20 protein-coding genes and 1 tRNA gene are annotated in these 12,605 nt (G+C 68.2%); 19 read left to right on the plus strand and 2 right to left on the minus strand.

Going from position 1 to position 12,605, the window contains the following annotated elements; genetic code table 11:
- Positions 1-4 precede the first annotated feature (4 nt).
- The gene (locus C466_RS01085; RefSeq protein WP_004597476.1) at positions 5-847 is read right to left on the minus strand and encodes an aldo/keto reductase; all 843 of its coding nucleotides are present in this window, start codon (positions 845-847) and stop codon (positions 5-7) included.
- Between the two features lie 573 nt (positions 848-1,420).
- Positions 1,421-1,491 (minus strand) — tRNA-Gly (locus tag C466_RS01090).
- Positions 1,492-1,598: 107 nt separating this feature from the next.
- On the opposite strand from C466_RS01090, the gene C466_RS01095 reads away from it, so the two are divergent.
- The 19 genes from C466_RS01095 (at position 1,599) to C466_RS01185 (ending at position 12,603) form a co-directional block, all read left to right on the plus strand.
- On the plus strand, positions 1,599-2,882 hold the full coding sequence (locus C466_RS01095; RefSeq protein WP_004597458.1) for a PQQ-dependent sugar dehydrogenase: 1,284 nt from the start codon (positions 1,599-1,601) through the stop codon (positions 2,880-2,882).
- Positions 2,883-3,047: 165 nt separating this feature from the next.
- Entirely contained in the window at positions 3,048-3,914 is an 867-nt protein-coding gene (locus tag C466_RS01100) for a putative RNA uridine N3 methyltransferase (protein ID WP_004599531.1), read from the plus strand.
- Between the two features lie 4 nt (positions 3,915-3,918).
- Positions 3,919-4,935 (plus strand): 50S ribosomal protein L3, encoded by a 1,017-nt coding sequence (locus C466_RS01105; RefSeq protein WP_004597454.1) that lies wholly within the window; start codon positions 3,919-3,921, stop codon positions 4,933-4,935.
- Positions 4,936-4,938: 3 nt separating this feature from the next.
- Entirely contained in the window at positions 4,939-5,685 is a 747-nt protein-coding gene (gene rpl4p / locus C466_RS01110; protein WP_004597452.1) for a 50S ribosomal protein L4, read from the plus strand.
- Positions 5,682-5,936: a 50S ribosomal protein L23 gene (locus C466_RS01115; protein WP_004597450.1), complete on the plus strand. Its 255-nt coding sequence runs from the start codon at positions 5,682-5,684 to the stop codon at positions 5,934-5,936. The genes rpl4p and C466_RS01115 overlap by 4 nt, the downstream gene beginning before the upstream one ends.
- A 1-nt stretch (position 5,937) precedes the next feature.
- Positions 5,938-6,660, plus strand: coding sequence for a 50S ribosomal protein L2 (locus C466_RS01120; protein WP_049897897.1), 723 nt, complete (start codon positions 5,938-5,940; stop codon positions 6,658-6,660).
- The gene (locus C466_RS01125; protein ID WP_004599532.1) at positions 6,657-7,082 is read left to right on the plus strand and encodes a 30S ribosomal protein S19; all 426 of its coding nucleotides are present in this window, start codon (positions 6,657-6,659) and stop codon (positions 7,080-7,082) included. The genes C466_RS01120 and C466_RS01125 overlap by 4 nt, the downstream gene beginning before the upstream one ends.
- Before the next feature lie 3 nt (positions 7,083-7,085).
- Complete coding sequence (locus C466_RS01130) at positions 7,086-7,550, plus strand: 50S ribosomal protein L22 (RefSeq protein WP_004597444.1); 465 nt, start codon at positions 7,086-7,088, stop codon at positions 7,548-7,550.
- The gene (locus C466_RS01135; RefSeq protein WP_004597442.1) at positions 7,550-8,494 is read left to right on the plus strand and encodes a 30S ribosomal protein S3; all 945 of its coding nucleotides are present in this window, start codon (positions 7,550-7,552) and stop codon (positions 8,492-8,494) included. Before C466_RS01130 ends, C466_RS01135 begins: the two co-directional genes overlap by 1 nt.
- Before the next feature lies 1 nt (position 8,495).
- Entirely contained in the window at positions 8,496-8,711 is a 216-nt protein-coding gene (gene rpmC / locus C466_RS01140) for a 50S ribosomal protein L29 (RefSeq protein ID WP_004597441.1), read from the plus strand.
- Between the two features lies 1 nt (position 8,712).
- Positions 8,713-9,171, plus strand: a complete 459-nt coding sequence (locus C466_RS01145; protein ID WP_004597438.1) for a ribonuclease P protein component 1 — start codon at positions 8,713-8,715, stop codon at positions 9,169-9,171.
- On the plus strand, positions 9,162-9,506 hold the full coding sequence (locus C466_RS01150; RefSeq protein ID WP_004047221.1) for a 30S ribosomal protein S17: 345 nt from the start codon (positions 9,162-9,164) through the stop codon (positions 9,504-9,506). Before C466_RS01145 ends, C466_RS01150 begins: the two co-directional genes overlap by 10 nt.
- Complete coding sequence (locus tag C466_RS01155) at positions 9,506-9,904, plus strand: 50S ribosomal protein L14 (RefSeq protein ID WP_004597429.1); 399 nt, start codon at positions 9,506-9,508, stop codon at positions 9,902-9,904. The genes C466_RS01150 and C466_RS01155 overlap by 1 nt, the downstream gene beginning before the upstream one ends.
- 2 nt (positions 9,905-9,906) lie before the next feature.
- Positions 9,907-10,263: a 50S ribosomal protein L24 gene (gene rplX / locus C466_RS01160; protein WP_004597427.1), complete on the plus strand. Its 357-nt coding sequence runs from the start codon at positions 9,907-9,909 to the stop codon at positions 10,261-10,263.
- A complete protein-coding gene (locus tag C466_RS01165) occupies positions 10,260-10,985 on the plus strand; it encodes a 30S ribosomal protein S4e (RefSeq protein ID WP_004597426.1) in 726 nt (241 codons plus the stop codon). The genes rplX and C466_RS01165 overlap by 4 nt, the downstream gene beginning before the upstream one ends.
- Complete coding sequence (locus C466_RS01170) at positions 10,978-11,502, plus strand: 50S ribosomal protein L5 (RefSeq protein ID WP_004599533.1); 525 nt, start codon at positions 10,978-10,980, stop codon at positions 11,500-11,502. Before C466_RS01165 ends, C466_RS01170 begins: the two co-directional genes overlap by 8 nt.
- Positions 11,499-11,672: a 30S ribosomal protein S14 gene (locus tag C466_RS01175; protein WP_004597423.1), complete on the plus strand. Its 174-nt coding sequence runs from the start codon at positions 11,499-11,501 to the stop codon at positions 11,670-11,672. The genes C466_RS01170 and C466_RS01175 overlap by 4 nt, the downstream gene beginning before the upstream one ends.
- A gap of 2 nt (positions 11,673-11,674) precedes the next feature.
- Positions 11,675-12,067, plus strand: a complete 393-nt coding sequence (locus C466_RS01180; protein ID WP_004597419.1) for a 30S ribosomal protein S8 — start codon at positions 11,675-11,677, stop codon at positions 12,065-12,067.
- A 2-nt stretch (positions 12,068-12,069) separates the two neighbouring features.
- Positions 12,070-12,603 (plus strand): 50S ribosomal protein L6, encoded by a 534-nt coding sequence (locus C466_RS01185; protein WP_004597416.1) that lies wholly within the window; start codon positions 12,070-12,072, stop codon positions 12,601-12,603.
- The last annotated feature ends 2 nt before the right edge of the window (positions 12,604-12,605 follow it).

Here is a 12,605-nt window from a genome sequence, read left to right on the forward strand (position 1 = left end):
TTCGCTACTGCTCGATCCCGTACACGTCGCTCGTCCAGTCGCGCGCCGGGGTGTCGTACACCGGCGCGTCGCGGTCGCGCTCGTCGAGCCGTCGCCGATCGGCCTCGTCGAGCTCCCAGTCGAGGTCGGCGTTGGCCCGGACGTGCTCCGGGGTCGACGAGCGCGGTAGCGGGACGACGCCGCTGTCTATCGCCCACCGGACGACGACCTGCGCCGGATGCTTGTCGTACTTCTCTGCCAGATCCGCGACGACCTCGTCGCCGAACACGTCGGTCCGCGCGAGCGGCGCCGCCGCCTCGACCACCGTATCCGTCTCGCGGCAGTAGTCGACGAGGTCGGGCCGCTGGAACCAGGGGTGGAACTCGATCTGGTTGACCGCGATGGGGACGTCGGAAATGTGATGCGCGCAGCTCAGCTGGTACGCGCTGAAGTTCGAGACGCCGACGTCGCGGACGAGCCCGCGCTCGCGAAGCTCCGCCATCGCCCGGAGCGTCTCCCGCAGCGAGATGGCGGGGTTCGGCCAGTGGATGAGGTATAAGTCGAGGTAGTCGGTGCCGAGCCGGTCGAGCGACGCCTCGCAGGACTCGATCACCGACTCGTAGTTGAGGTTCTTCGCGAGCACCTTCGAGGTGAGGAACACGTCGTCGCGGTCGACGCCGCTCGCCGCGAGGGCGTCGCCGACGGCCGCCTCGTTCATGTACCCCTCCGCGGTGTCGATGTGCGCGTAGCCCGCGTCGAGCGCCGCGCGCACGCTGTCGGCAGTCTCGCCGTCGCTGAGGTCGTACGTGCCGAGTCCGAGCGCCGGCAGCTCCGCGCCGCTCGGCAGCGTCTTCGTTGGTACGGTCACGCGAACGCCTTCGACGGATCGCCGATTGAAACTACCGGTCGGGGAACCCGCCACGGTCGCGGTTCTCGGGGGCCGCGTAGAGGTATTTAAACTGTAGGCGCAGTTCCTCGACCGCTTATAAACGGTCGGCGGTGGCGCGTGCCTGCGAGCGGCCGAACGGCCGCGAGCAGCACCGCGCGAGGGAGTCGGTCGCCGAGCGAAGCGACGGCGACCGACGAGGCTGGGGAGGCGTGAGGCACGGGGCGGTGCTGTGCGGCGTGGGACTCAAAGGGGCAGCCGCGAGGGCGAAGCACGGCGCAGCAAGTACCGCAGCGAGGGAGCGTAGCGACCGAGTGAGGAACGCAGCAAGCCGCGCGAGTCCTCGCGGCTGGGGCTTTGGAGGTGTTCGTCGTAGACACCGAGTCAACTATTTATAAGAGAACAGCAGGGATTCGGAGCCGTTCGCCGCCGCCCCGTTGTCCGTTTATAAATAACTGTTAGCGTTCAAATCCCTCTCGGAGATTTCTCTCACTACGTTCGAGAGTTCGCTGAACGAAGTGAAGCGAACGCTAACTGTCGAAGTCAGTTAGAAAATGCACCGGCCGAGATTTGAACTCGGGTTGCAACCATGGCAAGGTTGCGTGATACCACTACACTACCGGTGCGTGCTTCGCATTCGATCGTAGCCCGGGTCGGAGATATAAGGGTTCCGAACGACGGTCGGCGGAAGGGTCATCGGTGCCGCGTCCGCACGTAGACACGAACCCGAACGATGACCGACATCCCCGACCGCATCGACAGACGCACCGCCATCCGCGCGGCCGGCGGTTTCGTCGGAGCGACCGCCCTCCCGACGCTTTCCGGCTGTCTCGGCGGGAACGGCGGTGACGGGAGCGACGACCCTGACGAGGACCCGCCGCCGGACGACGGCGCGGACGTCGACTACGACGTCGAGACCGTCGCCGAGGGGTTCGAGAACCCGTGGGGGCTCGCCTTCCTGCCCGACGACGGCCGCCTGCTCGTCACCGAACGGCCCGGCCGACTCTCGCTCCTCGACCCCGCGGACGGGACCGTCGAGGCGGTCGCGGGCGCGCCCGAGGTGTTCGCCGAGGGCCAGGGCGGCCTGCTCGACGTCGCGGTCCACCCCGACTACCCCGACGACCCGCGCGTCTACCTCACGTACTCGGCGAGCGCCGCCGACAGCCCGGCCGGCGACGGAGCCAGCGGCGCGACGACCCACGTCGGCGCCGGGCGGCTCGCGCTCGACGGCGACGGCGGGACGCCGGCGCTCGACGGCTTCGAGGCGCTGTTCGTCGCCGAGCCGTTCCGCGACACGAACCTCCACTTCGGGTCTCGGGCGACGTTCGGGCCGGACGGCGCGCTGTTCGTCACGGTCGGGGACCGGCGCGACACCGACTTCGGCCCCGACCACGTCTCGCAGGACCGCTCGAACGACCTGGGCGCGACGCTGCGGCTCACGCCCGACGGCGACGCGCACCCTGACAACCCCTTCGTCGACGACCCGGACGCGGCCGACGCGATCTACAGCTACGGCCACCGCAATCCGCAGGCGATGGCGGTGCGACGCGAGACGAACGCGCTCTGGCAGTGCGAGCACGGCGAGGAGGACGGCGACGAGATCAACGCCATCGAGCGCGCGGGCAACTACGGGTGGCCGATCGCGAGCGAGGCGTGCCGCTACGGGACCGACGACCCCGTGGCGCCGGGCCACGACGAGCGCGACGACGTGATCGCGCCGGTCCACTACTGGCCCTGCGGCTCCGGGGGCTTCCCGCCGAGCGGGGCGGTCTTCTACGACGGCGACGCGTTCCCGAAGTGGCGGGGAGACCTCTTCGCGGGCACGCTCGCGGCGCGGTACCTCGGGCGGTTCACGGTCGACGGCGACGGCCGCGACGCGACCGTGACCGAGCGCGATCCGCTGCTCGACGACCGGGAGTGGCGTATGCGCGCGGTCGCGGTCGAACCAAGCAGCGGCCACATCTACGTCGCGGTTGACGCTGGTGACGCCCCCGTGGCGCGGATCGTTCCGGCCTGAGCCGAACGGTCGCGCTCGGGTCGGACCCCCGGTCCGTGTGACGGACTCTCTCGATTCACAGTCGAAATCTCCCGCCAGACCCCGTGTGAACGCGCCACAGCCGGGAATCAGGACCGCTATCCTTTTACGGTGGCGTCCGGAATCGAGGGTTACAGTCTCGCCACGATGCGTACCGAAGACGGACTCACGATCTGTGTTCCGTCTTCGCTCGTCCGGGAAGCCGAGGACGACCGCGAGGCGACTCGCAAACTCGGCTACGTCGCCCGTGCGGCGGCGGTGTTCCGGGCGGATCGGCTCGTCGTCTTCCCCGACCGGGAAGGCGACGGCCGACGGGGCGGGGAGTACGTCCGCACCGTGCTGGGGTACGCCGCGACGCCGCCGGAGCTCCGGAAGGACCTCTGGGGGCAGCGCGACGAGCTCCGGTACGTCGGCGTGCTCCCCCCGCTCCGCGTGCCGTGGCGGACCGGCTCGACCCCTAGCGGGGGAGAGTCGAAAACACAGGGACTCGTGACCGAGGTCGGACCTGAAGGCCGCGTCCGGGTCAATTCCCCGCTGCGGGAACACCCGATCTCCCTGCTCGTTCCCTCCGGAATGGAGGTCGAGCAGGGGGAGCGCGTCACCATCAGGGTCTCTTCGAGAGAACCGGTCCGCGCCCGCATCGCCGGGAAGCCCGAGGAGGGGTTCCAGGTCGTGGCCGCGGACCTGTCGGAAGCGCTCGCCGGCGACGGAGTGGCCGTCGCGACGTCGCGACACGGAGAATCGCTCTCCGTCTCGCGGCTCGGCGACCTCGTCTCGGACGCGCGGAAGGCCGGCGGTTACACCGTCGTCTTCGGCGCGCCCGAGCGGGGGCTTCCGGAGATGCTCGGGCTTTCGCCCGACCGCATTCGGGCGGCCGTCGCCGACGGCCGCTCGGTCGAACCCGATCCGGGGTTCGACCTCTGGCTGAACACGATCCCGGCACAGGCGAGCGAGGTCGTCCGGACGGAGGAGGCTCTGTTCGCGACCCTCGGCTCGCTCACACTCACGGAGTAAACACATGCCACAACCAAGCCGACCACGAAAAGGCTCGCTGGGCTACGGCCCGCGCACCCGCGCAGACAGCGAGGTGCCGCGCATCCGTTCGTGGCCAGAAGACGACGGGGCCCCTGCGCTGCAGGGATTCGCCGGCTACAAGGCCGGGATGACCCACGTCATGATGGTCAACGACGAGGCGAACTCGCCGCGTGAAGGGATGGAAGAGGCCGTCCCCGTCACCGTCGTCGAGACGCCGCAGATGTACGCCGTCGCCGTGCGCGCCTACGAGAACACGCCGTACGGACAGAAACCGGTCGAAGAGGTCTGGGCGACCGAGTTCCACGAGGAGCTCGACCGCGCGCTCGACCTGCCGGCCGAGGAAACATTCGAGGAAGACGCCGACGAGCTGCGCGCGCTGCTCGACGACGACGTCGTCGACGACGTGCGCGTCATCACGCACACGGCGCCCTCGGACCTCTCGAACGTCCCCAAGAAGAAGCCCGATGTCATGGAGACGCGCGTCGGCGGCGGCTCCCTCGAGGAGCGCGCCGACTTCGCGCTGGACCTGGTCGCCGACGGCGGCGCCCACGAGTTCGGCGACGTCTTCCGCGCCGGCCAGTACACCGACGTCTCCGGCATCACGAAGGGGAAGGGGACGCAGGGCCCCGTCAAGCGATGGGGCGTTCAAAAGCGGAAGGGCAAACACGCCCGCCAGGGATGGCGGCGCCGGATCGGCAACCTCGGTCCGTGGAACCCCTCCCGCGTCCGCTCCACCGTGCCCCAGCAGGGCCAGACCGGCTACCACCAGCGCACCGAGCTCAACAAGCGCCTCATCGACTTCGGCGAGGGCGACGACGCCTCCGTCGACGGCGGCTTCGTCAACTACGGCGAGGTCGACGGCGAGTACGCGCTCATCAAGGGCTCGCTGCCCGGACCGGACCAGCGTCTGCTACGACTCCGCCCGGCCATCCGGCCGAACGACCAGCCGCGCCTCGACCCCGAGGTCCGGTACGTTTCCACCGAATCCAACCAGGGATAACCAATGAACGCAACAGTACACAACCTGGACGGCGACGAGGCGGGCAGCATCGATCTGCCGGCCGTCTTCGAGACCGCGTTCCGACCGGACCTCATCGGTCGCGCGGTCGGCGCCGCCCAGGCAAACCGGAAGCAGGCCTACGGGGCCGACGAGTTCGCCGGGCTGCGGACGCCCGCCGAGTCGTTCGGCTCCGGCCGCGGGCTCGCGCACGTGCCACGTTCCGAGAACGTCGCCCGTCGCGTCCCGCACGCCGTGTCGGGGCGCGCCGCGCACCCGCCGAAGGCCGAGAAGGACCAGACGAAGAGCCTCAACGACAAGGAGCGACAGTTCGCGATCCGGTCGGCCATCGCGGCCACGACCGACGCCGAGCTCGTCGCCGAGCGCGGCCACGCGTTCGACGAGGACCTCGACCTCCCGCTCGTCGTGAGCGACGAGTTCGAGGAGCTCGAGAAGACCCAGGAGGCCCTGGGCGTGCTCGAAGCGGTCGGCGTCGACGCCGACATCACGCGCGCCGAGGAGGGCCGCTCCGTCCGCGCCGGACAGGGGAAGGCCCGCGGTCGGAAGTACCGACAGCCGAAGTCCGTTCTCGTCGTCACCAGTGAGGAGCCGTCCCGCGCCGCCCGCAACCTCGCGGGCGTCGACGTCGCGACCGCTCGCGAGGTCAACGCGGAGGACCTCGCGCCCGGCGCGCACCCGGGCCGACTCACGCTGTGGACCGAGAGCGCCGTCGAGGAGGTGGCGGACCGATGAACTCGATCATCGAGCATCCGATCGTCACCGAGCAGGCGATGAACGAGATGGACTTCAACAACAAGCTGCTGTTCCTCGTCGACGTGGACGCGACCAAACCGGAGATCGAATCCGAGGTCGCTGAGCGCTACGACGTGGGCGTCGTCAACGTGAACACGCAGGTGACGCCGCAGGGCGAGAAGAAGGCGATCGTCACCCTGTCCGCGGACGACGACGCGACCGAAATCGCCTCGCGCATCGGGGTGTTCTGAGATGGGACGACGAATTCAAGGACAACGGCGCGGACGCGGCGGCCCGACGTTCCGGGCCCCCTCCCACCGTTACAAGGCGGAACTGTCGCACAAGAAGCTCGAAGACGTGGACACGATCACCGGCGAGATCGTCGGGATCGAACACGATCCGGCCCGCTCGGCCCCCCTCGCGGAGGTCGAGTTCGAGGACGACGACCGTCGCCTCGTGCTCGCGCCGGAAGGCGTGCGCGTGGGCGAGACGATCCAGGTCGGCGTCTCGGCCGAGATCAAGCCGGGCAACACGCTCCCGCTGGCGGAGATCCCCGAGGGCGTCCCGGTCTGTAACGTCGAGAGCAACCGCGGGGACGGCGGGAAGTTCGCGCGCGCCTCCGGCGTGTCGGCGACGCTTCTCACCCACGACCGCGACGTCGCGGTCGTCCAGCTCCCCAGCGGCGAAGTGAAGCGCCTCGACCCCCAGTGCCGCGCCACGATCGGCGTGGTCGCGGGCGGCGGCCGGACGGAGAAGCCCTTCGTCAAGGCCGGCAACAAGCACCACAAGATGAAGGCGCGCGGCACCAAATACCCGCGCGTGCGCGGCGTCGCGATGAACGCCGTCGACCACCCCTTCGGTGGCGGTGGTCGCCAACACCCCGGTCAGCCGAAGTCCGTCTCGCGGGACGCCCCGCCGGGACGCAAGGTCGGTGACATCGCATCCAAGCGCACCGGACGAGGTGGCAACAAATGAGTTCAGACTACCGAACCGGCCGCGAGGGCAAGGAGTTCGCCTACCGCGGTCACTCGCTCGACGAGCTGCAGGAGATGGACGTAGACGAGGTCGCGGAACTGCTCCCCGCACGCCAGCGGCGAAGCATCGTTCGCGGACTCGGCACCGAACAGCAGAAGCTGCTGGAGACGGTCCGGAGCCGCGACAAGGAGACGACGGCGGACGACCCGATCCGGACGCACCTGCGCGACATGCCGGTCCTGCCGGAGTTCGTCGGCGTCACCTTCGCCGTGTACAACGGCCACAGCTTCGAGCGCGTTCAGGTCGAGCCCGAGATGATCGGCCACTACCTGGGCGAGTTCCACCTGACACGAAGCACCGTCGAACACGGCCAGGCCGGCATCGGCGCGACCCGGTCCTCGAAGTTCGTGCCCCTCAAGTAACCCATGGGAATCAACTACAGCGTCGAGGCCGACCCGGAGACCACCGCCAAGGGGATGCTCCGTGACCGGCCCATCAGCGTGAAGGACAGCAAGGAGATCTCCCGAGAGATCAAAGGCGAGACGGTCGCCGACGCGGAGGAGTTCCTCCAGGAAGTGATCGACGAGGAGACCTCGGTGCCGATGCGCCAGCACAACGCCGGCGCGGGCCACCGCTCCGACATCGACGGCTGGGACGCGGGACGGTACCCCGAGAAGGCCGCCAAGGACTTCCTCAAGCTCTTGGAGAACGTCAAGAACAACGCCGACGAGCAGGGGTTCGACGGCGAGGAGATGGTCATCAAACACGTCGCCCCCCACAAGGTCGGCGAGCGACCCGGCCGGAACCCCCGCGCTGCGGGCGCGACGGAGTGGAACACCACGCTCGCGGACGTCGAACTGATCATCGAGGAGCCGGAGGCTGACAACTAATGGCTGACGAACACCAATTCATCGAGGACGGCCTGCGCCGTTCCCAGATCAACGAGTTCTTCGCGGACGAGCTCGGCCGCGCCGGCTACGGCGGGATGGACGTCGCCCAGACGCCGATGGGCACGCAGATCGTCTTGAAGGCCGAAAAGCCCGGCATGGTGATCGGGAAGGGCGGGAAGAACATCCGCAAGATCACCACCGAGCTCGAGGAGCGCTTCGACATGGACGACCCGCAGATCGACGTTCAGGAGGTCGACGAGCCCGACCTGAACGCCCAGATCGTCGCGGACCGTCTCGCGAACGCCCTCGAACGCGGCTGGTACTTCCGGAAGGCCGGTCACACGACGATCGACCGGATCATGGACGCGGGCGCGCTGGGCGCCGAGATCGTCCTGAGCGGGAAGGTCACCGGCGCGCGTTCGCGCGTCGAGAAGTTCAACCGCGGCTACATCAAGCACAACGGCGAGCCCGCCGAGGAGGTCGTCGACCACGGCCAGGGCGTCGCAGTCATGAAGCTCGGGACGATCGGCGTCAACGTGAAGATCATCCCGCCGGGCGCGACGCTCCCGGACGACTTCGACGTCCGCGAGGACGCCGAGGTCCCGGAGGTCGAGCAGGCGGCGGTCGACGCCGACGCCGACGAGGGCGTCGAGTCGCTCCTCGAGGAGGAGCCCGAGGAGGTGCCCGACGTGGGCGACGACGAGGACGTCGACGTCCCCGACGAGGACCCTGCGGAGGTCATCGACGAGGAGGTCGTCGAGGAAGTCGTCGAGGAGACGCAGGAGACGGCCACCGAGGCGACCGACGTCGCCGCGGAGGAACCGGTCGACGAGGACGTCGACGCCGACGAGCTCGACGAGCTCGACGAAGAGATCGAGTCCGAGGCGGCCGACCTCGTCGCGGAGATGGAAGCGGCCGACGAGGAAGACGAGGAGGACGAGTAATATGGCGATCCTCTACACCGACGAGATCCGCGACATGACCGCGGCGGAGCGGGAGGTCGAACTCGAGGAGCTCGAGACCGAGCTGCTCAACTCGAAGGCGCAGCGAGCGGCCGGCGGCATGCCGGAGAGCCCGGGCCGCGTCAACGAGCTGAAGAAGACCATCGCGCGGATCAAGACGATCCAGGCGGAAGAAGGCGACTTCGACGACGAACAGTAAGATGATCTCCCCCGACAACATCGTTCGACACGAGCTCGTCGGCCTCCCGGTTCGGGTGGTCGACGCCGACAGCGACGCCCACGTGGGCATCGCCGGTCGCGTGCTCGACGAGACGTTCGGCACCCTCGTGGTGCGGACGGGGTCGGGGGACAAGCGCGTGCCCAAGTCGGGCGCGACGTTCGAGTTCGGCGTCGTCGAGACGCCGACCGCTCGCACAGATGAAGCCGCCGGCGACCGAGAGTCGCCGGGGTCCGCGTCCCAACTCGGGTCGGATACTACGGGGGTCCGCCCCCGTCAGTCTGGCCCGTCCGGGTCCACAAGCGTCGTCACCGGTGACGGCGCGGGCCCGGCGAGCCGACGAGGCGAGTGCAAAGACGCGGTCTACGCGACGGTGGATGGCGATCGGTTGCGGCATCGGCCCGCCGAACGCACCGAACGAGGTGCCACACAATGGCGATAGGAATCGACGTACCCACGCCTCCGGAGCCAGACAACCCGGAGGATTACGACTACGAGAAGTGCCCGTTCTACGGGCAGCTCTCCGTCCGCGGCCAGACTCGCGAGGGAACGGTCGTGTCGACGGATATGGCAAAGACCGTCATCGTCGAGCGAGAGTACGACGTGTTCGTACCGAAATACGATCGGTACATGAAGCGTCGCTCGCGCATCCCGGCCCACGTGCCGGGCGTGCTCGACTCGCTCGAAGTCGGTGACGAAGTGAAAATCGCGGAGACGCGACCGCTCTCGAAGACGAAGTCCCACGTCGTCGTCGAGAACCTCTCTGGTGATCAGTGATGGAGGCGCTCAAGGCCGACGTCACGCAGGGGCTCTCGAAGGGCTCGCTGATCACGTGCGCCGACAACACCGGCGCCCGTGAGCTGAAGGTCATCTCCGTGTCGGGCTACTCCGGCACGAAGAACCGCCACCCGAAGGCGGGGATCGGCGACAAGGTGACCGTCTCGGTCACGAAAGGGACCCCGGAGATGCGGCGGCAGGTGCTGGAGGCGGTCGTCGTCCGCCAGCGCAAGCCGATCCGCCGCCCGGACGGCACGCGCGTGAAGTTCGAGGACAACGCGGCCGTCATCATCGACGACCTGGAGGAGCCGCGGGGCACGGAGATCAAAGGCCCCGTCGCTCGCGAGGTCGCCGAACGATTCGGGAGCATCGCCTCGACCGCGACGATGATCGTCTAACTATGACGAAACAGCCACGCAAACAGCGAAAACGGTCGGAGACCGCGCCGCTCCACGAGCGGCAGAATCAGGTCCGGGCCACCCTCACCGAGGATCTCCGCGAGGAGTACGGACAGCGGAACGTCCGCGTCAACGCCGGCGACACCGTCGAGGTGCTTCGCGGCGACGCGGCCGGGACGGAGGCGGAGGTCGTCTCCGTCGACCTGTCCGCCGAGCGGATCACGGTCGAGGACGTCACCGTCGAGAAGGCGGACGGGGAGGAGGTTCCCCGCCCCATCCCGGCGAGCAACGTCCGGGTGACCGAACTGGACCTGGAAGACGAGCGCCGGGAGGCGCGGCTCCAGGAGGACAACGAATGACGCGACACCAGAAGCGACTGTCAGTACCGAACTCCTGGCCGGTCGAGCGCAAGACGAACACGTTCACCGTGAAGGCGGGCGCGGGCCCGCACGGCGAGGCGGGCGTTCCGCTCGTCGTCCTGCTGCGGGACGTGCTCGGCTACGTCGACTCGACGAAGGAGGCGCGCTACGCGCTGAACAACGACTCGATCCTTGTCAACGGGGACGCCGTCTCGGACGAACAGCGTCCGATCGGGATGTTCGACATCCTGGCGTTCCCCGAGCGCGGGGAGTACTTCCGCGTCTTCCCCGACGAGGGCGGTCGGCTCGCGCTGACCTCCGTCGACGAGGACGCCGCGGGCAGCCGGCTCGGGAAGATCACGAACAAGTCCGTCGTCCCCGGCGGGGTCGTCCAGCTGACGCTCCACGACGGGACGAACGTCCGCGTCGACGACGACGCGGACTACGACACGAACGACTCGATCGTCGTCGACAACGAGACGAAGGAGATCGTCGCCCACTTCGAGTACGAAGAGGGCGCCCTGGTCACCGCCGTCGCCGGCCAGCACGCCGGCCACATCGGCGAGATCGACGACATCGACGTGACGCTCGGCTCCGGCGACAACACCGTCACCGTCGCCAGCGACGACGGCGGCTACGAGACCGTCGAGGAGTACGTCGTCGTGATCGACGAGAACTTCACCGACGACGACGCCGACGAGGCGGGNGATTCGGATGAGTGAAGCCGAGAGCGCCGACCACGAGATGCGCGAGCCGTACCTCGAGAAGGTCGTCGTCCACATGGGGGTCGGGCAGGGCGGTGAACCCCTCGCCGACGCCGAGGAGATCATCGAGGAGATCACGGGCCAGCAGTCGGTCCGGACCACCTCGAAGCGCACTATCGCCGAGTTCGGGATCCGCAAGGGCGACCCGATCGGCGTGAAGGTGACGCTGCGGGGCGAGGACGCGCACGCGTTCCTCGCGACCGCGCTGGACCTGGTCGAGATCGGCCGGAGCCAGTTCGACGACACGGGTAACCTCAGCTTCGGAGTCGAGGACCACACCGACTTCCCGAGCCAGGAGTACGATCCCAACACCGGGATCTACGGCCTCGACGTGACGACCACGATCGTCCGTCCCGGCTACCGCGTCTCGAAACGCGACAAGGCGACGGGGACCATCCCCGCTCGCCACCGGATGACAGCCGAGGACGCGGCCGCGTTCCTCGAAACGAACTTCGACGTCGAGGTATCCGAATGAGCGAAGCGAACAACGACACGGGCGAGCACGCCGCGAAGCGCACCGACTCCCGGCACACGTGCCGGCGGTGCGACCGCGAGCAGGGACTCGTCGGCAAGTACGACATCAACCTCTGCCGGCAGTGCTTCCGCGAGGTCGCCCGAGACATGGGATTCGAGAAGTACAGCTGATTATGACGGGAAACGATCCATTCACCAACGCGCTCGCCGGCATGGACAACGCCGAGAGCGTTGGCCACCTGTCGTACACGGTAGAGCCCGCTTCGAACATCATCGGCTCCGTCCTCGAGGTCCTCTACGACCGCGGGTACGTCGACGGCTTCGAGTACGTCGACGACGGGAAGGCCGGGAAGTTCGAGGTCGAACTGAAAGGCGCGATCAACGAGTGTGGCGCCGTCAAGCCCCGCTACTCGGCGGGCGCGGACGAGTTCGAGAAGTGGGAGAAGCGATACCTCCCCGCCCGTGACTACGGGACGCTCATCGTCACGACGAGCCACGGCGTCATGAGCCACTACGAGGCCCGCGAAGCGGGCATCGGCGGCCAAGTGATCGCATACGTCTACTAACAATGAACAGAGTCGAAATCGAGATTCCGGACGACGTCTCCGCCGAGACCGATCACCTCGAACTCACCGTCGAGGGGCCCAACGGAAGCGTCACGCGACGCCTCTGGTACCCCGACGTCGACGTTTCGATCGAGGACGGCGCGGTGGTCATCACCTCCGAGAACGAGGACGCGAAGACCAACGCCACGGTCGGCACCTTCGAGAGCCACGTCGCCAACATGATCCACGGCGTCACCGAGGGCTGGGAGTACGCGATGGAAGTGTACTACGCCCACTTCCCGATGCAGGTGAACGTGGAGGGCGACGAGGTCGTCATCGAGAACTTCCTCGGAGAGAGCGCCGCGCGGCGCACCCCGATCCGCGGAGACACGGACGTACAGGTCGACGGCGAGACGGTTACGCTCACGGGCTCCGACAAGGAGGCCGTCGGGCAGACCGCCGCCGACATCGAACAGCTGACGAAGGTGACCGACAAGGACACGCGCGTCTTCCAAGACGGCGTGTACATCGTCGAGAAGCCCACCGGAGGTGCCTAATC

The sequence above is a fragment of the Halorubrum distributum JCM 10118 genome, from assembly GCF_000337335.1.
Lineage (GTDB): Archaea > Halobacteriota > Halobacteria > Halobacteriales > Haloferacaceae > Halorubrum > Halorubrum distributum.

Coding starts and splice junctions, on each gene's coding strand:
- C466_RS01125 (WP_004599532.1), top strand. CDS start 6,657: ATGAGTTCAGACTACCGAACCGGCCGCGAGGGCAAGGAGTTCGCCTAC.
- C466_RS01095 (WP_004597458.1), top strand. CDS start 1,599: ATGACCGACATCCCCGACCGCATCGACAGACGCACCGCCATCCGCGCG.
- C466_RS01100 (WP_004599531.1), top strand. CDS start 3,048: ATGCGTACCGAAGACGGACTCACGATCTGTGTTCCGTCTTCGCTCGTC.
- C466_RS01155 (WP_004597429.1), top strand. CDS start 9,506: ATGGAGGCGCTCAAGGCCGACGTCACGCAGGGGCTCTCGAAGGGCTCG.
- C466_RS01180 (WP_004597419.1), top strand. CDS start 11,675: ATGACGGGAAACGATCCATTCACCAACGCGCTCGCCGGCATGGACAAC.
- C466_RS01120 (WP_049897897.1), top strand. CDS start 5,938: ATGGGACGACGAATTCAAGGACAACGGCGCGGACGCGGCGGCCCGACG.
- C466_RS01175 (WP_004597423.1), top strand. CDS start 11,499: ATGAGCGAAGCGAACAACGACACGGGCGAGCACGCCGCGAAGCGCACC.
- C466_RS01130 (WP_004597444.1), top strand. CDS start 7,086: ATGGGAATCAACTACAGCGTCGAGGCCGACCCGGAGACCACCGCCAAG.
- rpl4p (WP_004597452.1), top strand. CDS start 4,939: ATGAACGCAACAGTACACAACCTGGACGGCGACGAGGCGGGCAGCATC.
- C466_RS01185 (WP_004597416.1), top strand. CDS start 12,070: ATGAACAGAGTCGAAATCGAGATTCCGGACGACGTCTCCGCCGAGACC.
- rplX (WP_004597427.1), top strand. CDS start 9,907: ATGACGAAACAGCCACGCAAACAGCGAAAACGGTCGGAGACCGCGCCG.
- C466_RS01135 (WP_004597442.1), top strand. CDS start 7,550: ATGGCTGACGAACACCAATTCATCGAGGACGGCCTGCGCCGTTCCCAG.
- rpmC (WP_004597441.1), top strand. CDS start 8,496: ATGGCGATCCTCTACACCGACGAGATCCGCGACATGACCGCGGCGGAG.
- C466_RS01170 (WP_004599533.1), top strand. CDS start 10,978: ATGAGTGAAGCCGAGAGCGCCGACCACGAGATGCGCGAGCCGTACCTC.
- C466_RS01105 (WP_004597454.1), top strand. CDS start 3,919: ATGCCACAACCAAGCCGACCACGAAAAGGCTCGCTGGGCTACGGCCCG.
- C466_RS01145 (WP_004597438.1), top strand. CDS start 8,713: ATGATCTCCCCCGACAACATCGTTCGACACGAGCTCGTCGGCCTCCCG.
- C466_RS01115 (WP_004597450.1), top strand. CDS start 5,682: ATGAACTCGATCATCGAGCATCCGATCGTCACCGAGCAGGCGATGAAC.
- C466_RS01150 (WP_004047221.1), top strand. CDS start 9,162: ATGGCGATAGGAATCGACGTACCCACGCCTCCGGAGCCAGACAACCCG.